Below are 25,895 nucleotides of genomic sequence, written 5' to 3'. Positions count from 1 at the left end.
AGAGACCGGACATGACGTACGACTCCCTGGTCAACCGAGGAGACTACTTCTCGGCGCACTACCTCGCCGAGGTGCTCCCCAAGGACCTCAAGTCGGGCCTGCTGGCCACCTGGAAGCAGCGCGAGGAGGAAGCCAGGGCGGAGGCCGAGCGGGCGGCGGCGGCCGGCGGGGAGTCCGAAGCGGCGCAGGGGGAGCAGGATACCGACGCCCTGCCCGTCACCCCTCGCGCAGGTCTGCGTGAGCTGCGCCGCCGCTACTTCCGGGCCCGTTCCTCCCTCGCGCTCCCCGAGGACGACGAGGACGGCACGGCGGCCGCCCAGGACACCGAGGACGACTCGGTGACGTACGGCTCCCCCGCCTGGTGCGAGCGGGTCCGCGCCCTGAATGGGGAGGTGCTGCGCGCGCTCGGCTACGACGCCAAGCCGTGCACGATGACGGTCACGCGCGCCGACCAGCCGTACGAGGTGCGGGTGGCGCACGCCGAGAAGGACCTGGTCGCCGTCGACTGCGGCTGGGCCGCCGAACCGGACGCCGCTCTCGACCCGGAGGGCCCCGGCCGGCTCCTGGAACCGGTGGCGCTGGAGGGACGGAACACCCTGCCGACGGGTTCGAAGCTCGCCTCGTTCCTCTTCGCCTGCGAGGAGGCGCCCCGTTACGTGCTGCTGCTGGTCGGCGGGGTCGTCGTCCTCGCGGACCGGACAGTGTGGGGCGAGGGACGCTACCTCGCGGTCTCCCTGGACGCGGCGCTCCAGCGCAACGACACCAGGGCGGGCGGCGAACTCGACACGATCGCCGCCCTGTTCGGTGCGGACTCGCTGCGCACGCCGGAGGAGGGTGGCGAGAACCCCCTCGCGGACCTCGTCGGCAAGTCGACCAGGCACGCGGTGGGCGTCTCCAGCGAGCTGCGCGACGGGTTGCGGCTGAGCGTCGAGCTGATCGCGGGCGAGGTGCTGGCCCGGCTGCGCGAGCAGGGCGTGCGCCCCGAGGACATCGGCGAACTGCCCGATCTCGGCAAGCAGTTGACCCGCGAGTCGCTGCGCTACCTCTACCGCGTCCTGTTCCTGCTCTACGCGGAGGCCCGCCCCGAGCTGGGCATCCTGCCCGCCGACTATCCCGAGTACCAGCAGGGCTACGGCCTCGGCCGCCTCGGCGAACTGATCGCCGAACGCGACCTGGTCGACGAGAAGTCCCGGCAGGGAACGTACCTGTACGAGTCCCTGGACCTGCTCTTCCGCAAGGTGCAGGAGGGCTACCGTTCCCGCCGCACACACGGCCCGTCGGCCCCCGAGACGGACGGCGTGGAGGTGGACGTCAAGGCCAGCGAGGACGTGGGCCTACGTTTCGAGCCGCTGCACTCCAAGCTGTTCGAGCCGGAGTCGATCCGGCTGATCGGCCTGGGCACGATCCCGCACCCCCACGACGACACCGACGAGGACGACCACACCGGCCTCGAGGGCGCGGTGGGCGACGGCGGCGGCCACCTCCTGGACACCCGACTGCGGAACGCCACCCTCTACAAGGTGCTGCGCCTGCTGATGATCACGCGCGGCAGGAAGGGCGAGCGCGGCGGCTTCATCTCGTACGCCCAGCTCGGCATCAACCAGCTCGGGGCCGTGTACGAGGGCCTGATGTCGTACAGCGGTTTCATCGCGGGCGACGAGGAGCTGTACGAGGTCGCGAAGGGCGGCGACCCGAAGGACGGCTCCTGGCTGATCCCGGCGTCGAAGGTCGGCGACTATCCGGACAACGTGTTCGTGCACCACCGCGACGAGCAGACCGGCGAGGACGTCCGCGTCCGCTACGCCCCCGGCTCGTTCGTCTACCGCCTCTCCGGCCGCGACCGCCAGACCTCCGCCTCGTACTACACCCCCGAGTCTTTGACCAAGGTCACGGTCCAACTGGCCCTCCAGCACCGCCTGGACCAGGACGGTACGACGACCGAGGCGCGCGAGCTGCTGGAGTGGAAGATCTGCGAGCCGGCGCTCGGCTCGGGCGCGTTCCTCAACGAGGCCATCAACCAGGTCGCGGCGGAGTACCTGCGGCGCCGCCAGGACGAGCTGGGCGTCGCCATCGACACGGAGAAGTACGCGGTCGAACTCCAGAAGGCCAAGGCCTACGTCGCCCTGCACAACTCCTACGGCGTCGATCTCAACGAGACGGCGGTGGAGCTGGCGGAGGTGTCGCTGTGGCTGAACACCATGCACCCCGGCATGGAGGCGCCGTGGTTCGGCCTGCACCTGCGGCGCGGCAACTCCCTGATCGGCGGCCGGCGTGAGGTGTACCCGGCGGAGAAGCTGAAGAAGGCGGCCTGGCTGGGGACCACGCCCGAGCGTTTCCCGCTGACGGAGGCGGCGAACGGCCTCCCGGTGACGGTGACCGAGCGCACGACCCGGAGCGGGTCGGTGCAACGGATCACCGAGAACGCCGTCCACCACTTCCTCCTCCCCGCGAAGGAGTGGGGCGCGGTCGCGGCCGAGAAGGAGGCGAAGGCGCTGGCCCCGGAGGCGGCGCGGACGCTGGCCAACTGGCGCAAGATGATCACGCGAACGCCCACCGCCAAGCAGGCGGAACGGCTTCAGGCCCTGGCCCGGCGGGTCGAGTTCCTGTGGGAGCTGGTCGTACGACGCCTGGAGATCTCCGAGCGGGACATCTCGCGCCGGATCGACGTGTGGGGCGCGGAGGACGGCTGGCTGCGGTCACCGGAGGTCGCGGTCCAGCGGGAGAAGGTCGTCGCCGACCTGACGGCACCGGATACCCCTTACTGGCGCCTGAAGACGCTGATGGATGCCTGGTGCGCGCTGTGGTTCTGGCCGGTGCAGGAGGCGGGGCTGCTGGACGGTACGGCTTCGGTGTACGAACGGGGGGTGGACCAAGTCCCGTCCAGCGCGGTGGCGGAGGGGTTGCGGGCAGCCGACGACTCCGGCGTGCTGATGTCCTGGGAGACGGAGGACCTGTTCGGCGAGATCACGGGCGGCGGCGAGCTGACGGCGGCCTCGGTGGAGCGCCGACGGACGGGGCGCCGCAAGGAGGCCATCGGGGGCGCCCGGAAGCGGGCGGTGGTACCGCTGGCGGGGCTGGACGACTGGCTGGAGTTCGCGGAGGCGCTCATCGGCACGGAGGATGTGCCGGCGGACTCGCTGGTGGCGGAGTTCGGGTCGCTGGCGGAGCTGGAGCCTTATGAGGACGCGCTGCCGGACCTGATGGGGATGGAGCATTTTCAGCAGCTGGAGCTGCGGTTCCCTTGGGCGGGGGTTGCGGGGGATGTGGCAAAGGCGCAGGGGTTCTTCCACTGGGAGTTGGACTTCGCCCAGGTGTTCACCAAGGGTGGGTACGACTTGCAGGTGGGGAATCCGCCTTGGGTTCGGCCTCGGTGGCAGGAGGACTTGGTTCTGGCGGAGCTGGAACCGTGGTTCATGCTGGCGGACCGGCCGAGCACGGAGGAGTGGCGGCTGCGCAAGGAAGACGTTCTGGCCGCCCACGGGGACGGCTCGGGATTCCTCCTCACCGAATTGGCTACCCATGCAGGGTCCGTGGCCACGCTGGGCAGCCCCGCCACATACCCGCTCCTCGTCGGCACCCAGGGGGATCTCTACCGGGCCTTCATGACGAAGATCTGGCGGCACACCGCACCGCACGGCGGCGCGGGCATGATCCACCCGGACACGCATTTCGGGGGCGCCCGGGAGGGCGCCATCCGGGCTACCGCCTACCGACATCTTCGGGTGCATGCGCATTTTGTGAATTCGGCGAACTGGGCATTCGATGATCTGAACCGTTCGGCAGAATTCGGGATGCATATCTATGGCACCTCTCAGGAACCCGATTTCCTGCATCTCAGCGAACTCCGTGACGTGGACGCCCTGCCCGCGTCGCTCGCCCACGACGGACAAGGCGCGGCGCCCGGGATCAAGCACAATGGCTCGTGGGACATCCGGCCGCACCGTGAGCGCGTGGTGCATGTGCACATGGATCTGCTGGCCAGTTGGCAGACCCTGACGGGCTCAGCGGGTGGGGCAGCACAGGCCCCATTGCTATACCCTCTCCTACGCAGTGAGCAGGAGGCTATCGAAGCACTGGCCAACTACGGCAGGAGCCTTTCCGAATACCAACCGATGATCACAAGGGGCTACGACGAAGCTGGCGCCAAAAAAGAAGGACTGATCCGCTGGGGAAACCAGGCCGTCTCTGGTCTTTCAGATGTTGTGCTCCAGGGCCCGCACTTCGCAGCGGGGCTTCCCTTCTCGAAAGAACCTAAGATTCCGTGCCGGAGCAACAGGGACTGGAATCTTCTCGCACCCCAGGTGCTTCCCGAATCATTCGTGCCCGTGACTAATCTCGTGCGATCTACCGACGAGATGACGTACCTGGACGCTCAGGATTCCTGGCTTGAACAGCCATACACGATGTATTTTCGGTTGGCCTGGCGAGTGATGATCCCCTTCGACAGCAGCCGCTGTCTGCATGCAGCACTTATCCCACCAGGCCCCGCCCACATTCACAACGTGAATTCAGCGACCCTGGGAGAAAATCGCCTCACAGTCCTCAATGCAGGCTTCTGGGCGGCACTGCCACTCGACTACTTGCTGCGCATCACTGGACGCTCACATCTCCAAGTCGGAGAAGCTCGCAAGATGCCCGCCCCCACTCCGGACCATCCCCTCGCCCCAGCCCTCCTCCTCCGTACCCTCCGCCTGAATGCCCTTACCTCCCACTACACCCCCCTCTGGACCGAGCTGTTCGACATGCGCTGGGAGGGATACGAGGACTGGGCCAACTCGCAGTGGCCGGGGCTCAAGCCTCTCGCCGCCGGTCTCACGTCGACCTGGGACTACAGCACGCCTCTGCGTACCGAGCACGAGAGGCGGGCCGCGCTCGTCGAGATCGATGCCCTTGTCTCCGTCTGGCTGGGCATCACCGCCGACCAGCTAGTCGCCATCTTCAAGTCGCGCTACCCGCAGCTGTACGACTACGAGGCAGCCACCTACTTCGACGCCAACGGTCGAAAGATCGCAGCCGACTTCAATACCTACGGCCACGGTCAGACCAAACAGGACTACCTCGATCTCCTCGCCCACTTGGAAGACCCGGGCCACACCCCGCCCCCCACCGGCTACCAGGCCCCCTTCTACAAGGCGGACCGTGAGGCCGAGATGCGAGCCGCGCACGCCCACTTCCAGGAGCGGCTGGACGCCGAGATCGCCGCAGGCCGCTGGACACCGCCCGAGCCGGTGACCGTGGACGCCTGACCATGGACAAGCCCGGACATACCTGCGCCCTGTGACTCTCCTCGGAGCCACAGGGCACAGCAGCAAGGCAGCGACTCAGCCGATCCGGTCGGCAGCGAGCCCGACGAACGCGGTCCACGCCTCAGAACCGACGGCCAAACCTTGACGGTTCGTATCCTTCGAGTCCCGCACGTGCACGGTGTGCGAGCAGGTGGCCACCTCCACGCACTGACCGCCTTCGCCGCTACTGTAAGTGCTCTTGAACCATGCCAGTTCAGCCGCGTTCTTCATGACTCTCCCAGCAACCTCTCGATGAAGGTCATCGACTCTCGCGGAGTGAGAGCCTGGGCTCGGATAATCCCATACTGCGCTTCAAGCTCCCGAACGGACGTCCGCTCGGTGTACAACTGGCTGCTCTTCTGAACCTCCGCGTAGGCGATGCGCTCCCCGGCTCTGGTCTCAATCAAGGTGAATGGCCCCGCAAGCCCCGCGTGATCCTCCCGCTGCAAGGGCATGACCTGGATCTCTACGTTTCGGTTCTGTCCGATGAGCAAGATCTGTTCCAATTGCCCTCGTTGGACCCCTGCCCCACCAACTGGTCGCCTAAGCACCGCCTCCTCGATCACGAAGCTCGTGAGGGGCGCGGGCCAGCGCGAAAAGATCTCATGCCTGAGCATCCGAGCAGCCACCCGCTGCTCAATGGTCACCTCATCAAGGAGAGGTCGCCGCATAGTGAAGACCGCACGGGCGTATTCCTCCGTCTGCAACAGCCCGTTCACCACATGGGTGTCATACACATGCAGCTCGACCGCCTCCGCCTCCAACCGCGCCGCATCCCGGAAGAACACCGGGTACTGTGCCCGAGCAACCTCCTCCTTCATCTCCTTCAACAGCCCGCCTGCATCTAGTAGTTCATCCACCACGTCGATGAACCTCGGCGGAGGCACCCGCCGCCCCTGCTCGTACGCTGCGATGGTGGACGGCGAGTAACCGGTCCGTGCGCCGACCTCCGGCCGCTCCAAGCCCGCCCGCACCCGGCACAGCTTCAACTGCCGCCCGAACACCCGCAGGATGCCCGTCCCCGGCTCCGGGGACGGCCCCGGTACCGCGTCCCGCTCCGGCTCTCCTTGCTCGGCCGTCTCTCCCGGCTCCCGCACCAGTTCGCTCACAGCCCGTTCACCTCCGTCGCCCACCGGCAGGTCCGCTCAACTCCCCCGCCCTGCCGAGGGACACGGCCCGCCCCGCCTACAAGCACCGCAGGGACGCGTACAGCGTCCCCGGTCGGCTCCTCACCCGGCGTCAACGCTAAAACCCAAAACGTCGACGGACAGACGAAGTCAGGAAGTTCCCCCCATCGGGTGTGGCAACCCTGGATGGGCGACTGGCATACGCTGATCCACCCTTGTGGGCTTTTAGACGTTGTTGCCTTACGGCTGTTTGATGCCCGAAGTCATTGCCCGCCGTTCAGTGTCAGTGGAAGCGCCTAGCGTTGCAGTTCGAGCAGATCTCATCAGGAGGCATACGCGGTGTTGACGTTGGACGAGGCGGTTGTTCAGCTTGACGACAGGTCCTCGGCGAAACGCCGTACAGCCGCGAAACGACTGCGCAGACTCGCTGCCGAGACCGCCGGCCCGTCACTGCTGCGGGCCCTCCAGCGCGAGGTTCGCGACCTGCGGACGTGGGAAACCCAGTACCAGATGGTCATGGCTCTCGGAGCGTGCGATCACCGGCCGGCGGTCCCGTTCCTGAGCGATCTGGCTCAACGGCCCCTGGATGCCACGATGGTGGATGTCGCCCTCGGCGACTCGATCGTGCGCCTGCGCGGCGCCGAAGAGGGAACCTCGGTCCCTGTGCGATGGTGCCTGGACAGCGGAACGCCCATGCTTGCCGACGGAGCCCTCCGTGCTGTCGCCATGCTGCGCTCGGTGCCGGAGCCGGAGACCGTCGACTACATCCTCGACTTTCTCGCACCGCTGCAGTCTCATGACGGACTGCGCTTCTGGGCCGCAGCGGCAGCAGCCGGATGGCCGGGTGAGCGGGTCCGCGTATTTTTGGAGAGGTGTGCGGCAGGTCCGCGGGCGGACGTGGCCGATGCGGCGGCCTTGTCGCTGGAAGGCAAGTACCAGACCTATCGCCCGCTCTAGCATGGCCGAACGACCTCTGGCGCATAGGTGGGCTGGGGGGTTCAACTCAGCCGTCGGTAGCCGATGAGGGCTGCGGCGGGAACGGATGGGCGGGATCCCGCGCACCAGCGGCTCAAGACCGAGGCTGTCGTGCATGTCGGCGCCCGAGATGCCCAGCGAGAGGGGCAGTCCGTTCCGGTCAGGGGCTCCTTTTGCCGCCCGGACACCGACGGAGTCGATCGCGGCCAGGAATTCCCGGTCACCGACCCGCCGTCGGCCCCCGCCCTGCGGGCGTATGACCTGCGTCGGCGGAACTACCCGCCGAAACAGCGTCCACAACTCGTCCGGTACCAACCGTTCCACCAGATGCGCCATGTACGGCTCAATGAGCGATCGCACCAAGGGAAACGACGTCTTGAAGTCCTCCCCGCCGAGGCTGGGTGTTCCGCGCGTGAACTGCGGTTATGTGGCCTAGCGGGTGTCCTCCCCACCGATGATGGCGATATCTGAATCTCCCCAGTACGTGAAGCGCGGCATCAACAACGAGCTGCGCGAGGCGCTGGACGTCACACGGTTGCCCACCAAACAGCGCAGCACCGCCCCCAGACTGCCCTGAGGGTTTCGCCCCCGCGTCGGTGAATGGGGGATGGAGATTCAGGGAAACCATGAGCTGTGGCTGAACTCAGTGAGGCAGAGGGCGGTAGGCCTGGTGATGGCGAGAACACGACAGAGCCAGCCGGCGATGGCGAAGGGCGGCGTCGCGCTGACAATTCGGATGTCAGGGAGCCGTCATCAGAACCAGCGGCCAATGCCGACGAGCAAAGAGGGAGCTCAGACGGTGAACGGGACGCGGCGGGCTGTGCTCCCGTACGCGACGGAGGAGACCCGGGAGAGTCGGATGCCTCCTCTGAACCACCCACGATGGATATGGCCCGATTCGGAACGATCGTGGCAACAGTTATCACCGTCCTCGCAGCTCTCGGGGGTCTGATCCTCGGTATCAGGGCTGAGCAGCGAGCTACCAATGAAGAAATACGAGCCGTCAACGAGGAAAAGGAAGAAAACGCGCGTGACGAGTCGGCGTACGCGCGGCGTGTGGATTTCTATCAACACATGTCAACCCTGACGATCATCAACGGTAGTTCCAGGATCATGAATATGCGCCTCGTCCTGAAGAAGCCCGACGTGTGGTGGGACCTTCAAGCCCTGCCGCCATGCGGGCAGTTCGATATTCCCACCGGACTGCTCAAGAGTGCAATGTTGGCCGAAGAGCCAGGGGTGGAGAAGGATCTCACAGACCGAGATTTGAGCAGGCTGCAGCTAGAGCTTCGAGACCCGAACGGCAGAGTCTGGCGCCGGGACAGCGGCGGGCTGGTCGCTCAAGTAGGAGACTGGGATCAACCACCCAAAGGCTTGCGCGTGGTGAGTAGCGAGCCGTGGAACATGGAGCCCAAGAAGTCTCCGTACTGCGGAGACTGAGGCCGGCTCTTCGGGGCGACGGTTCGTTGGTTCCGCTACTGACTTCGTCTCGTCAAGGTGACGCTGGATCGTCGGAGGTGCGGACACGGCGTACCTGAACGACACGCTGCCCGACGAGGGCGAGTACGACGACTGGCGTGTGTGCGTCACCGACCCCGCCGAGGACGCGGACGTCACCACCGGCACCTGGGTGACCCTGGAGCTGACCCACCCGGACAACGGCTGCCCGGAACTCGACCGGGAGGACGACGACAGTCCCCGCCTGCCGGACCGGGACGACGACGGCGACCCCCACTACCGCGACCCGTTCCCCGGCGACCGGAACCGCGACAGCATCTACCCGAACGGTCTGCCGGACAGCTCCGGGGGCTCGTCCGGCGGATGCGGCGGGGGCGGCTGGAACTGCCCGCGCACCCGCTGGTGCTGACGCAGACACTCAGCCCCGCGCGACCGCCCCGGAAGGGGTGCGGTGTCGGCCCTTCGCGGGTGGCGGACGCCCGTTCAAGCACACGGTGAGGCCGGGGTGCCCGCCGTCAGCCGGGCACCCCGGCCTCGTCCATGACCACGGCCATCTCACCCGGGGGAAGGGCCGGGTTGGCACCCGCGCTGGAGGCCAGCTCGGGCAGAGTGAGGGCCTCGAGGAGGCGGGGAAGCGGCAGGCGCGGGTCGCCGGCCGCCGCCTGGCGCGTCCGGACGTCCGGGTCGTGGCTGAGCCGCTCGATCAGATCGGGGCCGGCGGCGGGGTCGCGGACGGCCAACTGCCGGTGGATCCCGTCCGGATGGTCCGCGTAGCGGGCGGCCAGCCCCTCGCGGGGGAAGCGGGGGTGGCCGGTCGCCATCCAGGCGGAGAACGTCCCGCCGAGCCGTGCGTACACGCTCATCAGGACCTCCTCCGGGGTGTCGGGGTGGTACACGGCCAGGTGGGTGCGCACGAGGACGTCCGCGTCCTCGGCCAGAAGCCGCAGGAGATCCGGGGGCAGATGGGGACTGCGGGCCGCGGCGCGGCGCAGCAGAGGATGGGCGGAGGCCGCGGCCCGGTGCAGCACGTCCTGATCGGCGATGCCGGCCGCCACCCAGTCCACGTCACCCCGGGCGTGCGGGGCCACGGTGAAGTCGATCGCGGCGCGTCGGGCCTCGGTCAGCTCGGACCGGAGGGAGACGGCGAGCCGCACCCCCTCGTCGGGGTCGACGGCGAGCCGGTCCACGAGGTCGGCCGGCAGGGACGGATTACCGGCGAGCTCGGCCAGGTGGACGCCCTCGGCGAGGAACCGCTCGGCGTCCGCGCGGTCGAGAAGCCCCCGGCGCAGCGCCTCGGGCCGGGCGGCGGGGTCGCGGAGCAGCGCCGCCGTGAGCCGTGCGTCGTGCGGACACGCGCACAGCGCGGCCGACCGCCGTACCTCGGGGTCGGGGTCGTCGAGCAGTGTGGCGCGCCCGTCCGCCGTCAGTTCGTCCCAGACGCGCAGGGCGGCACGTCGTGCGGCCGGATCGGGATGCCCGGCCAGGGAGGCGAGGAAGGACGGCGGCAAGTGGGGCGAGTGCAACAGCTCGCTGCGGACGGACGGTTCGGGGTCTTCGAGGAGACGCCCGCACACGGCGTCCGGCAGCGGGCGGACCTTCCTCCGGGGATCGTGGGTCCACTCGGGTCCGTTCGCGACGGCGGCCCGCACCTGGGGCGAGGGGTCGTCCGCGAGCCGGGCCCGCTGCTCGGGCTCCGCCTGGCCGCTCATCGCGAACCGGACTCGCACGTTCAGGACCGGGTGGGTGAGGACGGCTGCCACGGCCGGCTCGGGCAGCCCCGGTCGGTGGAGGGCTTGGACGGGCGGGCCGTGGCCCCCGCCGTCGAAGGCGATCAGCCGCAGCAGCAGCGGTGTGGGGAGGGCCGGGTTGGCGGCGACTCCGTCCAGCGCGGAGGAGTGGAAGGCGCCCATGTCTCAGCTCCCCGACCCGTCGCTCTGGTGTCTCACCGGTGCTTCCACAGCGCTCGTGGGCGCAGCACGTCTACGGTCCACTCCCTCCGGAGAGCCTCATCTGACGGGGAGACGCCCCGGTCGAGAGAGAAAGCCACGTGCCGGTACAAAGGATGGATCTCACCGTCTCCCACGACGATGAGGCTCGACAACAGGGGTTCGTCGGCCGGAGTGTCACGGTCGACAGCGACGAGGACCTCGCCCTGATCATCCGGGTGAAGGCGGGGAGGATGACGGGCTGGTCCGAGTCCTTCGTGCCGATGACGGCAGTCTGAACGAGTCGGGTGTCGACGACAGCCATGACGCGCTCCACTGGGCGGGAATGAGCGGGATCTGGGCCATGCGCGGTAAGGGGGAAGGGTAACCGCCCATGACGCAATCTGCGTCCCCACCCTGCCGGCGCAGCCCGGCCTCGCGGCGCCCACGCCCACGCCGGTGTTCCCCGGAACCCCGTGCCGAGACGGCTGGGTCTCCGGGTCCAGCGGCTGTGGCACCTGCTCCCACCATGGCGGTATCGCACGCTGAGTCCGGCCGGGGCCCACTCCGAAGAGTCGGCGCCTCCCGGACGGAACGCAGGGCGCCGACCGTAGTCGATCAGCTACCGTACGGACACGTTCGAGTCATGGGCGGCAGGTACGTATGCGGAGGGGAACATCTTGGTCGGCAGCGCCCCCGTGCCGGAGCCGGAACAGTCGCCGGACGTTCCCTCCACCGAGCACACAGCACCCCGGGTGGATGAACCACCGGTCGAGTTCACCGACACCGGACGCAGCACCGGTATCGAAGCCGAGGACATCGGTGAAGCCGGGCGGACTCCGTTCGACCCGGAACTGATCGAGGTCCATCCCCGTAACCCGACGGTCGACCTCGTCATCCAACGGCTGAAGCGGGATCTCATCGACCTGCAGCCCGACTTCCAGCGGAAGTCCGGGATCTGGGACGAGAGGGCGCAGAGCCGACTGATCGAGTCGCTCCTGCTGCGCATCGCGCTGCCGACGCTCTACGTGGCCGAGGAGGACGACGAGTCCTGGTCCGTGGTCGACGGGGTGCAACGGCTCACCACCATCGTCAGCTTCGTCAAGCCCGAGGCAGCCGGTCTGAAACCGCTTCGACTCGGGGAACTCGAGTACCTCACCCAGTTCAACGGCAGCCGCTTCGAGGACCTGCCCGGACGGATGCAGACCCGCATCATGGAGACCGAACTGTCCGTGCTGGTGATCCGGCGGGGCACCCCCGAAGAAGCCAAGTTCAACATCTTCGCGCGCATCAACACCGGCGGCCAGCCGCTCACCCGGCAGGAACTGCGACACGCCCTGATCCCCGGTTCCGCGCGCAAACTGCTGGCCACGCTGGCGGAGAGCGAGTTCTTCCTGACGGCGACGGCTCGCAGCGTCTCCCCCGCCCGTATGGCAGAGCGCGAACTGTGCCTGCGCTTCCTCGCGTTCGCGATGACTCCTCCCGAGCGGTATGTCACGCAGGACTTCGACGGCTTCCTCCGCAAAGCCATGCACCGCATCAACGCCCTGTCGGACGAAGCGCTGACAGAGCTGGAGCGACGCTTCTACCTCGCGATGGTGAACTGCGGGCGGATCTTCGGAGATCAGGCGTTCCGCAAACAGTTCAGCGGAGTCAGCCGCCGGTACCCCATCAACAAGGCCCTGTTCGAGACCCAAGCGGTGATCGTGGAGAGGTGCACCTCTCAGGAGATCGACGTCCTGTGCGCGCGGGCACCGATCCTCCAGGAGAGGTTCCGGAAACTGATGGACGACCCGGCCTTCTACGACGCCATCTCCTCCGGCACCGGCGACGCCAACAAAATCAACTACCGCTTCCAGTCCATGAAGGACCTGTTCCGAGAGGTGTTGGAGTCCACGGATGCTTGAGTCGCTCACTCTCACCAACTTCAAGGCCTTCGCGTACCAGGAGCTGCGTCTGGCCCCCTTCACCCTGCTGACCGGACTGAACTCCTCGGGCAAGAGTTCCGTGCTCCAGTCCCTCGCCCTGCTCCGGCAGTCGTACGAGTCGGGTGACCTCGCCCCCGTCGGCGACCGTGACGCCGGGCTGCTCCTCAACGAAGAGCTGGTCCAACTCGGTACCGGACGGGATGTCCGGCACGAGTCGTACGACGATACGGGGCCGCACATCGCGTTCGCCGTACGGGGCGACGGAGCGACGGCACAATGGACGGCGCTCTACGAGCGTGAGGCCGACCACCTGGAACTGTTTCAGGAGGAGGACTCGGAGATCGTCACGACGTCCGTCGAACCGTCCGTGCTGCTGCCGACGTTGTTCGGGCCGGGCTTCCAGTACCTGAAGGCGGACCGGGTCTCGCCGCAGGTCAGTTACCCCCGTTCGCACCACGCCGTCACCACGCGCGGATTCCTCGGCGCACACGGCGAGCACACCGTCAACTACCTGCGCATTCACCAGGACGAACCCGTCGCGGCGGGCCCGCTCGTCCTCTCGGACACCTCCTCGGGCAGCCTCCTCGGGCAGACTCAGGCGTGGATGCAGAAGCTCTGCCCGGGGGTGACCCTCAAGGCGGAGGACATCGCCCGCACGGACGCAGTCCGCCTCAGTTACAGCTTCGGCTCCGGCGCGTTGGCCTCCAACAGTTTCCGTCCCACCAACGTCGGTTTCGGACTCACCTACGTCCTGCCGATCGTCGTGGCCTGCCTGTCGGCCAAGCCGGGGACGCTGATCCTGCTGGAGAACCCGGAGGCGCACCTGCATCCGCAGGGCCAGACCTGGATGGCGTACCTGGCGAGCGCGGCGGCGGCGAGCGGGGCGCAGATCGTGATGGAGACGCACAGCGACCATGTGCTCAACGGGCTGCGGCTCCGCGTCAAGCAGGGGCTGCTGAGCGCCGACGCGACCGCCGTGCACTACTTCCGTCGCAAGGATCAGACCTCGGAGGTCGTCAGCCCGGTCATCGGGGCGGACGGACGGCTCTCCGAATGGCCCGAGGGCTTCTTCGACGAGTGGGAGAACTCCCTCGAGCAGCTGCTCGACTGAGCAGGCGCACGGAGTCATCGAAGCGCCCCGGGGGCGGGGCCATCGGCGCGGAACAAGAATGGGGTGGGGCGTGCCGCTGCTTGTGTTTCTCAACGAACAGTCCTGTGCGACGAAGTGCGGGCGCGACAAGGTCGCCGCGGGCATGCGCACCTTCGTGGACGTGCTCCGGGAGTTACGGCGCTGGCGTGACATCAGCCTCGCCACACAGAGCCCGTTGGACCAGGCGGAACTCGCCGACGGTTACTACTACGCGCAGTGGCGCAACGACGCCCGCAACAGGGACGAACACCGTTTCATCCAGCGGATGCGCGACCGCTGCACGACCTTCACGGCCGCCCTTCATGACGCTGCGGCACCGGACCGGGACGACATCTGGCACCGGCACAACGGGGTCGACGTCCATGGGCTCGGTGCTGCACAGATGGTCGACGGCCTCGCCGTGAGCCTGCCGCTCGCCCCGGACTGGGACACGGCCTGGCTGGAACTCCACATCGAGGAACTGTCGGAGGACCCCGAGACCGGGGAGACCGTCGCCGACGAGTACCTGGAGATGATTCGGCACGCTTCCCAGAAGGAACACCTCGGCGAACACGAGGAATGGGGGCGTCTGGAAGGGCTGGACCGTGTCTCCAATGGAGCTGAACTCTGGGCAGGGCACGCGGACTTCTTCCCCAACCTCCAGTTCCTCGACCGGGTACAGGAGGATCTGGAGAACCTCGACCCGAGGTGGTTCAAAGGCGCGCGCCAGTTGCTCCGCCAGCTTCAGGCGAGCGCGGCCGGATGGGACCCGGTCACCTCCCCCGCCGGACCGCACTGGGAAGCCCCGAACATCAGGCCGGAACACGAGAACGCCCGCAGGAACCGGTTCTGGGACGACCAGGACGGCGTGAGCCGTTGCTTCGAGCTCCACGGGAACCTCAACCGTGGAGCCGGCCGGATCTACTTCCGGCTCGTCCACGAGGAGAAGGCCATCCGCATCGCCCACATCGGGCGCCATCTCTGAAGCAGACGTCACCAGCAGCGATCCCCCTACCGAGGGGAGACGTGGAAAAGATCCGCAATCTCAACAAACTGCTGAGGGAGTACGGAGAGTAGATCCACGAACGCACTGCCGCACACACGCACCGCGACGCCGCCCACGGCGCCTCGCTGTGTGCGCGTCGGACCTGGGCACATCAGGGTGCGCCCGGCAGCGTTGACGCCATGAACAGCGAGCACTCACCCACCTCCACGGCGGTGACCGCACAGCGTGGCACGGCAGAAGTGGGCACCACGACGGACGAGTTCACCATGCGCTTCAGCTCGACTCCGCGAGGTGCCCGCCTCGCCCGCCACCTGGTCGCGGACCGGCTCGATGTGTGGGGGCATCCCTACACGTCCACGGCGAACGAGACGTTGACGCTCATCACCGCCGAGCTCGCCGCCAACGCCGTCACCCACGGTCGAGTATCGGGCCGGGACTTCGAGGTCCGGCTGACCGCCGACGCCGGGACCCTACGCGTCGAGGTGTCCGACACCTGTACCGAACGGCTCCCCTCGACCTCACCCCACGAACCCTCCGTCGATGCCGAGTCCGGCCGAGGGCTGCTGCTGGTAGCGAGCCTTGCCGACGCCTGGAGCTTCATGCCGCGCCACAACGCCCCGGGAAAAACGGTCTGGGCCGAGGTGCACCGCCCTCCCACCAGCCATTCACCCACGCACAAGATCCCGCAGTGACTCGCGTACCCTCCGTGCGTCAGAGCGCGCGACGGCCTGCCCGCGGTGTGCGGGCAGGCCGTCGGGGTGCGGGCGGGCCGTCGGTCCGGGGCTCACGCCTCGGCGGGGAGCAGGGGTACGTCGAGGCGGTCGGCGAGTTCGTCCAGGGTGGTGCCGAAGGTCTGGGTGACCCTGAGCCCCTGGGGGGTGACGTCGAAGACCGCGAGGTCCGTGTAGACACGGTCGACGCAGCGCAGTCCGGTGAGCGGGTAGGTGCATTCGGGCACCAGCTTGGGAGCGCCGTCCTTCGTGAAGAGCGTCATCATCACGTAGACCTTCTTGGCGCCGATCGCCAGGTCCATGGCCCCGCCGACGGCGGGGATGGCGTCGGGCGCCCCCGTGTGCCAGTTGGCCAGGTCACCGGTGGCCGAGACCTGGAACGCGCCCATGACGCAGATGTCCAGGTGGCCGCCGCGCATCATCGCGAACGAGTCGGCGTGGTGGAAGTAGGCGGCTCCCGGCAGTTCGGTCACCGGGATCTTGCCCGCGTTCGTCAGGTCGGGATCGACCTCGCCCTCCTTCGCCGCGGGCCCCATGTTGAGCATGCCGTTCTCGGTGTGGAGGACCACACCGGAGTCGGCGGGCAGGTGGTCGGCGACGAGGGTCGGCTGCCCGATGCCCAGGTTGACGAAGGCGCCCTGGGGGATGTCGCGCGCCACGAGGGCGGCCATCTCGTTCTTACTCAGCGGACCCCGGCCGTTCAGCGGGCCCTGGTCGTTCTTCGCTCGGCTGGTCGCGTTCATGCGGTGGCTGCCTCCTTGACCACACGGTCGACGTAGATGCCGGGGGTCACGACGGTTTCGGGATCGATCTCGCCGGTCTCGACGATCTCGCGGACCTGCGCGATCACCGTGGTCGCGGCGGTGGCCATGACCGGACCGAAGTTGCGGGCGGTCTTGCGGTAGACGAGGTTGCCCATGCGGTCGGCGCGGTGGGCGCCGATCAGCGCGACGTCGCCCCTGATCGGGTACTCCAGCACGTAGGTGCGGCCGTCGATCTCGCGGGTCTCCTTGCCCTCCGTGAGGAGCGTGCCGACCCCGGTGGGGCAGAAGAAGGCGCCGATGCCGGCTCCGGCCGCCCTCATCCGTTCCGCGAGGTTGCCCTGGGGGACGACCTCCAGCTCGATCCGGCCCGCCCGGTAGAGCTCGTCGAACACCCAGGAGTCCGCCTGGCGCGGGAAGGAGCAGATCACCTTGCGGACCCGCCCCTTGGCCAGCAGCGCGGCCAGTCCGGTGTCGCCGTTGCCGGCGTTGTTGGACACGACGGTGAGGTCCTTGGCGCCCTGGCGTATGAGGGCGTCGATCAGGTCGACCGGCATGCCGGCCATGCCGAACCCTCCGACGAGCACGGTCGAGCCGTCCTCGATCCCGGCCACCGCCTCGTCCGCGTGGTCGCACAGCTGTGTGTTCATCGGTTGCCTCCCGAGACGTTCTCCAGGACCACGGCGAGCGCCTGGCCGACTCCGATGCAGATGGCGGCGACGCCCCAGCGCTGCCCCGACTCCTTCAACCGGTGGGCCAGGGTGCCCAGGAGCCTGCCGCCGGAGGCGCCCAGGGGGTGGCCGAGCGCGATCGCGCCGCCCTTGGCGTTGACGATCTCCGGGTCGACGCCCCAGGCGTCCACGCAGGCCAGCGACTGGACGGCGAAGGCCTCGTTGAGTTCGACGGCGGCGACGTCGGACCAGGTGATCCCGGCGCCCTTCAGCGCCCGGTTCGCCGCCTCCACGGGGGCGTACCCGAACAGCTGCGGGTCCAGCGCGGACACGCCCCGGCCGGCGATGCGGGCGAGGGGGTCGGTGCCGATGCGGGCGGCGGCCTCGCCCGAGCCGAGCAGGACCGCGGAGGCGCCGTCGCTCAGCGGGGAGGCGTTGCCCGCGGTGATGACGCCGTCGGGGCGGAAGACGGGCTTGAGCCCGGCCAGCTTCTCGGCGGTCGAGCCGGGGCGGATCCCCTCGTCCCGGGTGACGGTCGTGCCCTTGCGGTCCGTGACGACGGGCACCACCAGATCGTCGTAGAAGCCGGCGTTCCAGGCGTCGTCGGCGAGGTTGTGCGAGCGGGCGGCGAACTCGTCCTGCCGCTCCCGGGCGATGGTGAAGCGGTCGCCCAACTGCTCGTTCGCCTCGCCCAGGGAGACGGTCCACTCCTTGGGCATGCGCTGGTTGACCAGCCGCCAGCCGAGCGTGGTGGAGACGGCGGTCACGTCCCCTGCGGGGAACGCGCGCGAGGGCTTGGGCAGGACCCAGGGGGCCCTGGTCATCGACTCGACCCCGCCGGTGAGCACGATGTCCACGTCGCCGGTCTCGATGGCGCGGGAGGCGATGACGGCGGCGTCCAGGGAGGAGCCGCACAGCCGGTTGACGGTCGTGGCGGGGACCGAGGTGGGCAGTCCCGCGAGCAGGACGGCCATCCTGCCGACGTTGCGGTTGTCCTCGCCGGCGCCGTTGGCGTTGCCCCAGACGACGTCGCCGATCTCGGCCGGGTCGAGTGCGGGGGTCTTGGCCAGGGCCCCGGTGACAGCCACCGCGGCAAGGTCGTCGGGCCGGACCTCGGCGAGGGCGCCTGAGAATTTACCGAAAGGCGTTCTTGCTGCTGCGTAAAGGTAACTGTCGCTCACGCCCCCACAGTACGAGGGCCCCTTTCATCATGTCCAAGACCTAGTCTGCATTGATTCATAAGCAGCACTTATAGAATGGGGGTATGGAACTCCGTCAGCTCCGCTCCTTCCTCGCCCTGGCCGAGGAGTGCCACTTCGGGCGCGCGGCCGCCCGCCTGCACGTGGCGCAGCCGGCCCTGTCCCAGCAGGTCAAGCAGTTGGAGCGGGAGCTGGGCGTCTCGCTGTTCAACCGGTCCACCCGGCGCGTCGAACTGACCGAGGCCGGACGTCACCTCACCGACTACGCGCGCACCCTCGTCGCGGAGGAGGAGCGCGCGCGGATCCACCTGCGGGAGCTCGCCACCGGCCACGCGGGCCGGGTCTCGGTCGGCTTCATCGGCACGGCCACCTACGACGTCCTGCCGAAGGTCGCCCGCACCGTACGGGCGAAGCTGCCGGGCATCACCCTGGACCTGCGGGGTGAGGTCCTCACCCCGCGACTCGTCGAGGGCCTGCTCTCCGGCACGTTCGACCTCGCCGTCCTGCGGGGCGCGGTGTCGGAGGAGAACATCCGCACCACGCCGTTGCGGTCCGAGCCGCTGGTGGCCGTGCTGCCGGCCCACCACCGGCTGGCCGGCCGGCCGAGCATCCCGCTGAAGGCCCTGGCCGACGAGCCGTTCGTCATCCACCCCTCGCAGTCCCGGTCCTCGATGTACGACCGGGTCCTGTCCGCCTGCCGGCGGGCCGGTTTCCGGCCCGATCCGCTCATCGAGATCGGCGAGACGGCCACCCTGGTCGTCCTCGTCGCGGCGGGACACGGCGTGGCCCTCGTGCCGCAGTCGGTGCAGAGCCTGAGCCTCGAGGGCGTGACCTACGTACCGCTCACCGGCTCCGAGTCCGTCGAGCTGGTGCTGGCCCGGCGCACGCACCGCGTCTCGGCCGCGACCGAGCAGGTCGCCTCGGTGATCGAGGACTGCGTCCGCGGCTGAGAGGCGCGTCCGGGACCGCCCGCCGGACGCGGCCTGGGGCCTGTCCGGCGGATCAGGTCGCAGGAAACCGGCGGTGCCTTGTCAGCGCGGGTGAGTGAGGGCGATGGGGGGATCCTCCTGCTCATGGGGCCCTCCCGCTCGGGTGAAGTCGAGGGTGGAGGAGCAGCCGAGCGTGGGGAAGAGTGACGGCAACGCCGCTGGGGGTCCCCCCTGCTCGAAGAGCTCGAGGGAGGGCGTGCCGGACCCCGCGTCTGCGGCAGGATCCGCCGGACAGGCCCTAACGGAGGATGAAGCGGCTCCCGGCGCGGAGCTTGTCGACGAGTGCTGCGGGGGCCTTTCGGGGTGAACCCGCGTCGTAGGGCGGCTGGGGGTCGTACTCGGTCCCGAGCTGGACGGCCTGCGCGTGTGCGTCACCGGCGACCCTGCCGACCAGGGTGAGGGCCATGTCGATCCCGGAGGAGACTCCGGCCGCGGTGACGAACTTGCCGTCCGTGACGACGCGCTCGCCGGTCGGTTCGGCGCCGAACGCGGCGAGGCTGTCGAGCGCCAGCCAGTGCGTGGTGGCACGGCGGCCTTCGAGCAGCCCTGCCGCCGCGAGCAGGAGCGAGCCCGTGCACACCGAGGTCGTCCAGGTGCTGGTGGCGCCGGCGGTGCGCAGCCAGTCGAGGAGCGTCTCGTTCTCCATCTGGGCGGTCTGCCCCGGGCCGCCGGACACCACGACGATGTCGGGGGCCGGCAGGTCGTCGAGGCCGTGGTCCGCGACGAGGGCGAGGTCGTCGCGGTCGTTGCGCACGGGGCCCGGGCGCTGCGCGACGAAGACCGTCTCGGCACCGGGTATGCGGCAGAGCATCTCGTACGGGCCGACCGCGTCCAGCGCGGTGAAGCGGTCGAAGAGGACAATCGCGATCTGCATCGTCTGCCTTTCAGCGGGCGGATTCAGGCGGATTCAAGTGATGTGGACGGGCGGAAGCGCCGGCGGTACTCGGCCGGCGCGGTGCCCAGGGCTTTCACGAAGGCGCGGCGCATCGCCTCGGGTGTGCCGTAGCCGCTGGCGCGGGAGACCTGCCCGACGCCGTCGGCCGTGTCCTCGAGGAGACGCCGGGCGTGCTCCAGGCGGACGCGCTCGACGTACCGGCCGGGTGTCGTCCCGGTCTCCGAGCGGAAGGTGCGGGCGAAGTGCCGGGGGGAGAGGTTGGCGCGCTCCGCCAGGCTCTCGACGGAGAGGTCCCCGTCCGGGTGCTCGGTGATCCACTGCTGGACCTTCCGCAGGGGTTCGCGCCGCGCGGTCTGGACGGCGAGTTGGGCGCTGAACTGCGCCTGATCACCCGGACGCCGGAGGAAGACGACGAGATGTCGGGCGACGGCGAGCGCGGTGTCCCTGCCGTGGTCCTCCTCGACCAGGGCGAGCGCGAGGTCGATGCCCGCGGTGACTCCGGCCGAGGTGGCGATCCGGCCGTCACGTACGAAGATCGGGTCGGGGTCGACGTCCACGGCCGGGTAGGTCCTGGCCATGTGGTCGCAGACCGACCAGTGGGTCGTCGCCCGACGGCCGTCGAGCAGGCCGGCCTCGGCCAGCAGCAGCGCGCCGCTGCACACGGAGACGATGCGCTCGGCGTCGCGGGCGTGCTCCCGAAGCCAGTCGATCAGCCGGGGAGCCGGGTGACGGGTGCCGTTGCCGCCCGGGACGAGCAGGGTGTGCGGCACCTCGACCTCACCCAGTGCGCGGTCCGGGACGACGGTGAGACCGCTAGAGGTACGGACCGGAGCACCGTCGAGCGAGGCGGTACGGATCTCGTACGGGTCCCCGCTGTGGCGCCCCGCCCCCGTGAACACCTCCAGGGGGCCGGTCACGTCGAGACTCTGCACGTCGTCGAAGACGACCACCAGCACCGATCTCCTCGTCATGGCGTTCATCCTCGGCGGGGAGCCAAATGGCCGCAATGACGAGCAGCCCACCTTTCCTGCCGCCCCGGGGCCGCTGCCGGGGGCCGTGGAGACGGCGCCGGGGTTGTCTTCGTTTCCGCTCAGCGGAAGGATGCCGGGCATGGCAGGCAATTCCGCGAGGCCCGGGCGTTCCGTGACCAGTCGTGCGCTGGCGATCCTGGGGGCCTTCGACGGACGGCACCGGCGGCTCAGTCTCACCGAGCTCGCCGCCCGCGCCGACCTCCCGGTCCCGACCGCGCACCGGCTGGTCGGCGAGCTCGCCGCGTGGGGTGCGCTGAGCCGTACCGCGTCGGGGGAGTACGTCGTCGGGCGCCGGCTGTGGGACATCGGCCTGCTCGCGCCGGTGCACACCGGGCTGCAGCAGATCGCTTCCCCGTACCTCCACGACCTCTACGGCGCGACCCTCGCCACCGTGCACCTCGCGGTGCGCGACGGTCTGCAGGCGCTGTACGTCGACCGGCTCTCCGGTCACGCCTCGGTGCCGGTGGTCAGCGCGATCGGCTCCCGCCTGCCGCTGCACGCGACGGGGGTCGGCAAGGTGCTGCTCGCGCACGCTCCGGCCGAGGTCCAGGACGAGGTGCTCGCCGACCTCCCCCGGATCACCCCCTATACGGTGAGCCGCCCGGGACTGCTGCGCGGCCAGCTCAAGAAGGTGCGCGAGGACGACTACGCCACGACGGTGGAGGAGATGAGCCTGGGCGCGTGCACGGTGGCCGTGCCGATCCGGTCGGACGGCGCGGTGGTGGCGGCGCTCGGCATCGTCGCCCCCAGCCTCAAACGCGACCGGGCACGGCTGGTCAGCGCCCTGCAGGTGGCGGCCCGGGGCATCGGGCGGAGCCTCACGGGGCAGGTCGCCGACTGAGCCCCGGCCACGGGTCGGCCCGTTTCCTCCTTCGAGTCAGGGGCCCTGCGTCAGAGGCCCCCGAGGGCGTTCCGGCGGGCCGCTTCGGCCTTGCGGTCGAGCCGGTCGGTCATCCGCACGGCGGTGACGGTGAACGCGATGCCGACGCCGACGACGCGGGTGTCCTGGGTGGCGACGCCGACGACGCGGGTGTCCTGGGTGGCGAGGGCGGCGGCCAGCATGACGGAACCGCCGGACGCCCAGGCGAACCAGATCCGCGCCTTCTCGACTCTGACCGCTGTCTGGAACTCTCGTTGGCCGGCCATGGCTTTCCCCCTGCCGTGGTGTCGCTCCTGAGCCGCATTGTGGCGCGTGGCGCCCTCCGCGCGCAGCCGTTCCGCAACCGGACCGGGGATGAGCGGGTACCGTTGACTCGTTCGCGAGGAATGCGAAGAACGTCCGGGTCGATGGTCCCGGTGTCCGCTCGCCGGACGCGACGCCGCGGAGGCCGCGCACCGCCGGTCCTCCCCGACGGGCGACCGACCGGCGGACGGGTGGTCATGCACGGCCGGGGCACCGTTGCCGAGGAGGCGAACGATGCAGTGACCACACACCCCCGTCGCCCTCTCCCCATGTCATCCCGCCTGTTCGGGCCCCGGGCCGCACGCGCCGGGTCGGCCCGGCGGCGGGACCGGCGCGGCGGGGGTTCCCGGCAGGCGCAGCCCCCCGGACGGCTGCGGTCCCTGCTCCGGGTCCGCAGCGTGGCCGGCCAGGTGTTCGTGCTTCAGGTCCTGGTCGTGACCCTGATCATCACCGCCGCGCTGGTCGCCCTCGTGTTCCAGGCCCGGCGGGACAGCACCCACGAGGCCCAGACCCGGTCCGTGGCCATCGCCACGACGTTCGCGAACTCCCCGCAGACGCTGGCGGCGATGACAGGTCCCCACCCCAGCGAGGTCCTGCAGCCGCTCTCCGAGCGGGTCGAGCGGGCGACCGACGTGGACCTCGTCGTCGTGTACTCGAAGGACGGGGTCCGCTACACGCACCCCGACCCCTCGCTGATCGGGAAGGCCGTCACCGGCCCGATCAAGCCGCTGACCTCCCCCCGGACGCAGACCGTCGAGACGGTCAAGGGGCGTTCGGTGGTCGGGTACGCCCCGGTCACCGAGCCCGACGGGACGCCGGTCGGCTCGGTGGGGGTCGGGATCACGGTCCAGAAGGTGGCGGGCATGGCGGCCCAGCAGTTCCCGGTGATCCTGGGAGCCGCGGGCGTGGCCCTGGCCATCTGCGCGGGCGGCACCGCTCTGGTGAGCCGGCGGCTGCTGCGGCAGACCCACGGTCTCGGTCCGGTGGAGATGACCCGGATGTACGACCACCACGACGCGGTGCTGCACGCGGTGCGGGAGGGGGTGCTGATCGTAGGGGGTGACGGGCGGCTGGTGCTGGCCAACGACGAGGCTCGGCGGCTGCTGGACCTGCCGCCGGACGCGGAGGGGCGGCAGGTGACCGACCTCGCGCTGAGCCCGGGCGTCGTCGAGCTGCTGACCTCGGAGCGGACGGCCACCGACGAGGTGCTTCCCACGGCCGACCGGTTGCTGGCGGTCAACAAGCGGAGCGCGGGGCCCGGCAACGGGAGCGCCGGGAGCGTGGTGACGCTCAGGGACACCACGGAGTTGCGGGCCCTGTCCGGTCGCGCCGAGGCCTCCCGGGAGCGCCTGAGCCTGCTCTACGACGCGGGGGCACGGATCGGCTCCTCCCTGAACGTGGAGCGCACCGCGCACGAACTGGCCGGGGTGGCGGTTCCGCGCTTCGCCGACCTGGTCACCGTCGACCTGGCCGAGGAGGTGCTGCACGGCGAGGAGCCGACCAGGCGGCACACCGTCATGCGACGGGCCGGGCTGAGCACCATCCACGACGGCCTGCCGCTGATGGCGGTGGGCGAAACGGTTCGCTTCCCCGACGCCACACCGCAGGCACGGTGCGTGCAGAGCGGCCGCGCGGTGCTGGAGGCGGATCTGAGCACCGCCGAGGGATGGCGGACGCTGGCCCCCGACCGCGCGGAGGAGTTCCTGGGACACGGTTTCCACTCCCTGATCGCGGTACCCCTGCGGGCCCGCGGCACGGTGCTGGGCTCGGTGGACTTCTGGCGCTCGGAGCGGGCGGAGCCGTACGACGAGAGCGATGTGCTGTTCGCCGAGGAGCTGTCCGCCTGGGCCGCCGTGGCGCTCGACAACGCCCGCCGTTACACCCGCGAGCACGCGATGGCGGTCACCCTGCAACGCAGTCTGCTCCCCCGTGACCTGCCGGACCTGAGCGCGCTGGAGGCGGCCCACCGCTATCTGCCGGCCCAGGCCGGGGTGGGCGGGGACTGGTTCGACGTCATCGAACTGTCCGGCGCCCGGGTGGCACTGGTGGTCGGGGACGTGGTGGGGCACGGTCTGCACGCGGCGGCCACCATGGGGCGGCTGCGTACCGCGGTGCACAACTTCGCCGCCCTCGACCTCCCGCCGGACGAGCTGCTGGCCCGGGTGGACGACCTGGTGACCCGAATCGACCGGGAGCGGGCGGACCAGGGGGACGATGAGGGACTCATCGGAGCCACCTGCCTGTACGTCGTCTACGATCCGGCCTCCGGCACGTGCAGCGCGGCCCGGGCCGGCCACCCGCCACCCGCCCTCGTCCGTCCGGACGGCACCGTGACCTTCCCCGACGTGCCGGCCGGCCCGTTGCTGGGCCTGGGCGACCTGCCCTTCGAGAGCGCGGAGTTCGAGGTGCCCGAGGGAAGCCAGCTCGTCCTCTACACCGACGGGCTCATCGAGACCCGCGACCGGGACATCGACGTCGGTCTGGAGATCCTGCGCGGCGCGCTGTCCCACCCCGACCGGACTCCCGAGCAGACCTGCGACGCGGTGCTCGACGCCCTCCTGCCGAACGGCGGGAACGACGACATCGCCCTGCTGGTCGCCCGCACCCGGGTGCTCGACCCCGAGCGGGTCGCCGGATGGGACGTGCCCCCCGAAGCCGCCGCCGTGTCCGGCGTCCGCGCCGACGTCACCCGGCAGTTGGCGGCGTGGGACCTGACGGAGGCGGGCTTCACCACCGAACTCATCCTCAGCGAACTGGTCACCAACGCCATCCGCTACGGCACCGTCCCCATCCACGTCCGCCTGCTGCGGGACCGCCGCCTGATCTGCGAGGTCTCCGACGGCAGCAGCACCTCGCCCCACCTGCGCCAGGCGGCGGCCACGGACGAGGGCGGACGCGGCCTGTTCCTCGTCGCCCGCTACGCCGAACGCTGGGGCACCCGGTACACGCCCACCGGCAAGGTGATCTGGGCCGAGCAGCAACTGGACGGCATGGCGGGCGAACCCGGCGCCGCCCTGACCGGCGACGACGTCCTCGACCAGTGGTCCGACGCGACCCTGTGACCTCTGCACGGCCTGTTCACCGCCGTTTCCGGGCTCTCGACGTGTCCGTGCCGCCGCGCCCCGCTGCCGCGGACGGAAGCGATCCCGGCGGTGTCGGCCAGGGGGCCGGCTGCGGGGTCGTCACGGCAGGCCGAGGCCCGAGAACCCCGGTCGCAGGGGGTTTCCCTGATACCGGGGCTCGGGTCTGGTCACCCACGCTCCAGGACGAGGGCGCGGCCCGTGAGGGAGCACCTCTGCCTCAGACCACGGCCTCGTCGGCGGCGAGGTCGGACGGGTGCTGGGCCAGTGGTGTGACCTCGATCGTCATGAAGGGGAAGAGCGGGAGGTTCCACAGGATGCGGTGCAGTGCCTCGTTGTCGGCGACGTCGAAGATGCTGAGGTTGGAGTACTGGCCGACGCACCGCCAGATGTGCGCCCACTCCCCCGACTTCTGCAGGTCCCGGCAGTACGCCTTCTCCCGGGCCACCAGATCCCCGCGGACCTCGGGGTCCAGGTCACGGGGGATGTCGACGTCCATGCGTACGGCGAAGAGCACGGTGG

Annotated in this window: 23 protein-coding genes and 1 pseudogene; 13 read left to right on the top strand and 11 right to left on the bottom strand. The window is 69.7% G+C overall.

The features are described from left to right. Window positions 1-11: 11 nt before the first annotated feature. Entirely contained in the window at window positions 12-5,246 is a 5,235-nt protein-coding gene (locus tag AB0I73_RS02915) for a class I SAM-dependent DNA methyltransferase (protein ID WP_363033116.1), read from the top strand. Between the two features lie 75 nt (window positions 5,247-5,321). Here the strand turns inward: AB0I73_RS02915 and AB0I73_RS02910 are convergent, their stop codons facing one another. After that, window positions 5,322-5,516: a DUF397 domain-containing protein gene (locus AB0I73_RS02910; protein ID WP_363033114.1), complete on the bottom strand. Its 195-nt coding sequence runs from the start codon at window positions 5,514-5,516 to the stop codon at window positions 5,322-5,324. Further along, complete coding sequence (locus AB0I73_RS02905; RefSeq protein ID WP_363033274.1) at window positions 5,513-6,298, bottom strand: helix-turn-helix transcriptional regulator; 786 nt, start codon at window positions 6,296-6,298, stop codon at window positions 5,513-5,515. The genes AB0I73_RS02910 and AB0I73_RS02905 overlap by 4 nt, the downstream gene beginning before the upstream one ends. A gap of 456 nt (window positions 6,299-6,754) precedes the next feature. On the opposite strand from AB0I73_RS02905, the gene AB0I73_RS02900 reads away from it, so the two are divergent. Continuing rightward, on the top strand, window positions 6,755-7,369 hold the full coding sequence (locus AB0I73_RS02900) for a HEAT repeat domain-containing protein (protein ID WP_363033112.1): 615 nt from the start codon (window positions 6,755-6,757) through the stop codon (window positions 7,367-7,369). A gap of 60 nt (window positions 7,370-7,429) precedes the next feature. Here the strand turns inward: AB0I73_RS02900 and AB0I73_RS02895 are convergent. Further along, window positions 7,430-7,723: pseudogene (locus AB0I73_RS02895) on the bottom strand (hypothetical protein); the annotation flags it as partial. A 118-nt stretch (window positions 7,724-7,841) separates the two neighbouring features. Here AB0I73_RS02895 and AB0I73_RS02890 point away from each other — a divergent pair. From AB0I73_RS02890 to AB0I73_RS02880, 3 genes are all read left to right on the top strand, one after another. Continuing rightward, window positions 7,842-7,964 carry a hypothetical protein gene (locus AB0I73_RS02890; protein WP_363033110.1) on the top strand — a complete coding sequence of 41 codons (123 nt, stop codon included), beginning with the start codon at window positions 7,842-7,844 and terminating at the stop codon, window positions 7,962-7,964. 56 nt (window positions 7,965-8,020) lie between these two features. Further along, window positions 8,021-8,827 carry a hypothetical protein gene (locus AB0I73_RS02885; protein ID WP_363033108.1) on the top strand — a complete coding sequence of 269 codons (807 nt, stop codon included), beginning with the start codon at window positions 8,021-8,023 and terminating at the stop codon, window positions 8,825-8,827. A 139-nt stretch (window positions 8,828-8,966) separates the two neighbouring features. Next, window positions 8,967-9,254, top strand: a complete 288-nt coding sequence (locus AB0I73_RS02880) for a hypothetical protein (protein WP_363033106.1) — start codon at window positions 8,967-8,969, stop codon at window positions 9,252-9,254. 106 nt (window positions 9,255-9,360) lie between these two features. On the opposite strand, the gene AB0I73_RS02875 is transcribed toward AB0I73_RS02880, so the two are convergent. After that, the gene (locus tag AB0I73_RS02875) at window positions 9,361-10,755 is read right to left on the bottom strand and encodes a Mucin-2 (RefSeq protein WP_363033104.1); all 1,395 of its coding nucleotides are present in this window, start codon (window positions 10,753-10,755) and stop codon (window positions 9,361-9,363) included. Window positions 10,756-10,907: 152 nt separating this feature from the next. On the opposite strand from AB0I73_RS02875, the gene AB0I73_RS02870 reads away from it, so the two are divergent. From AB0I73_RS02870 to AB0I73_RS02850, 5 genes are all read left to right on the top strand, one after another. Then, complete coding sequence (locus AB0I73_RS02870; RefSeq protein WP_363033102.1) at window positions 10,908-11,069, top strand: hypothetical protein; 162 nt, start codon at window positions 10,908-10,910, stop codon at window positions 11,067-11,069. Window positions 11,070-11,525: 456 nt separating this feature from the next. Continuing rightward, window positions 11,526-12,677 carry a DUF262 domain-containing protein gene (locus AB0I73_RS02865; RefSeq protein WP_363033100.1) on the top strand — a complete coding sequence of 384 codons (1,152 nt, stop codon included), beginning with the start codon at window positions 11,526-11,528 and terminating at the stop codon, window positions 12,675-12,677. Further along, window positions 12,670-13,809: a DUF3696 domain-containing protein gene (locus tag AB0I73_RS02860; RefSeq protein WP_363033098.1), complete on the top strand. Its 1,140-nt coding sequence runs from the start codon at window positions 12,670-12,672 to the stop codon at window positions 13,807-13,809. Before AB0I73_RS02865 ends, AB0I73_RS02860 begins: the two co-directional genes overlap by 8 nt. Before the next feature lie 70 nt (window positions 13,810-13,879). After that, window positions 13,880-14,812: a hypothetical protein gene (locus AB0I73_RS02855; protein ID WP_363033096.1), complete on the top strand. Its 933-nt coding sequence runs from the start codon at window positions 13,880-13,882 to the stop codon at window positions 14,810-14,812. 200 nt (window positions 14,813-15,012) lie between these two features. After that, window positions 15,013-15,525 carry an ATP-binding protein gene (locus tag AB0I73_RS02850; protein ID WP_363033094.1) on the top strand — a complete coding sequence of 171 codons (513 nt, stop codon included), beginning with the start codon at window positions 15,013-15,015 and terminating at the stop codon, window positions 15,523-15,525. A gap of 92 nt (window positions 15,526-15,617) precedes the next feature. Here AB0I73_RS02850 and AB0I73_RS02845 read toward each other — a convergent pair whose 3' ends face one another. From AB0I73_RS02845 to AB0I73_RS02835, 3 genes are read right to left on the bottom strand one after another with little or no spacing between them, the layout of a single operon-like run. Next, entirely contained in the window at window positions 15,618-16,307 is a 690-nt protein-coding gene (locus AB0I73_RS02845) for a 3-oxoacid CoA-transferase subunit B (protein WP_363033092.1), read from the bottom strand. Continuing rightward, complete coding sequence (locus AB0I73_RS02840; RefSeq protein ID WP_109381631.1) at window positions 16,304-16,975, bottom strand: 3-oxoacid CoA-transferase subunit A; 672 nt, start codon at window positions 16,973-16,975, stop codon at window positions 16,304-16,306. The genes AB0I73_RS02845 and AB0I73_RS02840 overlap by 4 nt, the downstream gene beginning before the upstream one ends. Further along, the gene (locus tag AB0I73_RS02835; RefSeq protein WP_363033090.1) at window positions 16,972-18,177 is read right to left on the bottom strand and encodes a thiolase family protein; all 1,206 of its coding nucleotides are present in this window, start codon (window positions 18,175-18,177) and stop codon (window positions 16,972-16,974) included. The genes AB0I73_RS02840 and AB0I73_RS02835 overlap by 4 nt, the downstream gene beginning before the upstream one ends. Before the next feature lie 83 nt (window positions 18,178-18,260). Here AB0I73_RS02835 and AB0I73_RS02830 point away from each other — a divergent pair, with 83 nt between their 5' ends. Next, a complete protein-coding gene (locus AB0I73_RS02830) occupies window positions 18,261-19,145 on the top strand; it encodes a LysR family transcriptional regulator (RefSeq protein WP_363033088.1) in 885 nt (294 codons plus the stop codon). A gap of 277 nt (window positions 19,146-19,422) precedes the next feature. On the opposite strand, the gene AB0I73_RS02825 is transcribed toward AB0I73_RS02830, so the two are convergent. Next, window positions 19,423-20,058: a DJ-1/PfpI family protein gene (locus tag AB0I73_RS02825; RefSeq protein ID WP_363033086.1), complete on the bottom strand. Its 636-nt coding sequence runs from the start codon at window positions 20,056-20,058 to the stop codon at window positions 19,423-19,425. Window positions 20,059-20,081: 23 nt separating this feature from the next. Next, a complete protein-coding gene (locus tag AB0I73_RS02820; RefSeq protein WP_363033085.1) occupies window positions 20,082-21,050 on the bottom strand; it encodes a GlxA family transcriptional regulator in 969 nt (322 codons plus the stop codon). 139 nt (window positions 21,051-21,189) lie between these two features. Between AB0I73_RS02820 and AB0I73_RS02815 the strand changes: the two genes are divergently transcribed. Next, a complete protein-coding gene (locus tag AB0I73_RS02815; RefSeq protein ID WP_363033083.1) occupies window positions 21,190-21,951 on the top strand; it encodes an IclR family transcriptional regulator in 762 nt (253 codons plus the stop codon). 50 nt (window positions 21,952-22,001) lie between these two features. Here the strand turns inward: AB0I73_RS02815 and AB0I73_RS02810 are convergent, their stop codons facing one another. After that, complete coding sequence (locus AB0I73_RS02810) at window positions 22,002-22,256, bottom strand: hypothetical protein (RefSeq protein WP_363033081.1); 255 nt, start codon at window positions 22,254-22,256, stop codon at window positions 22,002-22,004. A 306-nt stretch (window positions 22,257-22,562) separates the two neighbouring features. Between AB0I73_RS02810 and AB0I73_RS02805 the strand changes: the two genes are divergently transcribed. Continuing rightward, a complete protein-coding gene (locus tag AB0I73_RS02805) occupies window positions 22,563-25,355 on the top strand; it encodes a SpoIIE family protein phosphatase (RefSeq protein ID WP_363033079.1) in 2,793 nt (930 codons plus the stop codon). Window positions 25,356-25,593: 238 nt separating this feature from the next. Here the strand turns inward: AB0I73_RS02805 and catC are convergent, their stop codons facing one another. Beyond that, the gene (gene catC, locus AB0I73_RS02800) at window positions 25,594-25,890 is read right to left on the bottom strand and encodes a muconolactone Delta-isomerase (RefSeq protein ID WP_363033077.1); all 297 of its coding nucleotides are present in this window, start codon (window positions 25,888-25,890) and stop codon (window positions 25,594-25,596) included. Window positions 25,891-25,895 lie beyond the last annotated feature (5 nt).

It is taken from the genome of Streptomyces sp. NPDC050388 (assembly GCF_040655635.1).
Taxonomy (GTDB): Bacteria; Actinomycetota; Actinomycetes; order Streptomycetales; family Streptomycetaceae; genus Streptomyces.
Note: the sequence above shows the minus strand (reverse complement) of the source record. Positions and strands in the feature narration are given on the sequence as shown.

Coding starts and splice junctions, on each gene's coding strand:
- AB0I73_RS02825 (WP_363033086.1), bottom strand. CDS start 20,058: ATGCAGATCGCGATTGTCCTCTTCGACCGCTTCACCGCGCTGGACGCG.
- AB0I73_RS02840 (WP_109381631.1), bottom strand. CDS start 16,975: ATGAACACACAGCTGTGCGACCACGCGGACGAGGCGGTGGCCGGGATC.
- AB0I73_RS02915 (WP_363033116.1), top strand. CDS start 12: ATGACGTACGACTCCCTGGTCAACCGAGGAGACTACTTCTCGGCGCAC.
- AB0I73_RS02810 (WP_363033081.1), bottom strand. CDS start 22,256: ATGGCCGGCCAACGAGAGTTCCAGACAGCGGTCAGAGTCGAGAAGGCG.
- AB0I73_RS02850 (WP_363033094.1), top strand. CDS start 15,013: ATGAACAGCGAGCACTCACCCACCTCCACGGCGGTGACCGCACAGCGT.
- AB0I73_RS02870 (WP_363033102.1), top strand. CDS start 10,908: ATGGATCTCACCGTCTCCCACGACGATGAGGCTCGACAACAGGGGTTC.
- AB0I73_RS02845 (WP_363033092.1), bottom strand. CDS start 16,307: ATGAACGCGACCAGCCGAGCGAAGAACGACCAGGGCCCGCTGAACGGC.
- AB0I73_RS02805 (WP_363033079.1), top strand. CDS start 22,563: ATGTCATCCCGCCTGTTCGGGCCCCGGGCCGCACGCGCCGGGTCGGCC.
- AB0I73_RS02890 (WP_363033110.1), top strand. CDS start 7,842: ATGATGGCGATATCTGAATCTCCCCAGTACGTGAAGCGCGGCATCAAC.
- AB0I73_RS02910 (WP_363033114.1), bottom strand. CDS start 5,516: ATGAAGAACGCGGCTGAACTGGCATGGTTCAAGAGCACTTACAGTAGC.
- AB0I73_RS02875 (WP_363033104.1), bottom strand. CDS start 10,755: ATGGGCGCCTTCCACTCCTCCGCGCTGGACGGAGTCGCCGCCAACCCG.
- AB0I73_RS02820 (WP_363033085.1), bottom strand. CDS start 21,050: ATGACGAGGAGATCGGTGCTGGTGGTCGTCTTCGACGACGTGCAGAGT.
- AB0I73_RS02815 (WP_363033083.1), top strand. CDS start 21,190: ATGGCAGGCAATTCCGCGAGGCCCGGGCGTTCCGTGACCAGTCGTGCG.
- AB0I73_RS02830 (WP_363033088.1), top strand. CDS start 18,261: ATGGAACTCCGTCAGCTCCGCTCCTTCCTCGCCCTGGCCGAGGAGTGC.
- AB0I73_RS02860 (WP_363033098.1), top strand. CDS start 12,670: ATGCTTGAGTCGCTCACTCTCACCAACTTCAAGGCCTTCGCGTACCAG.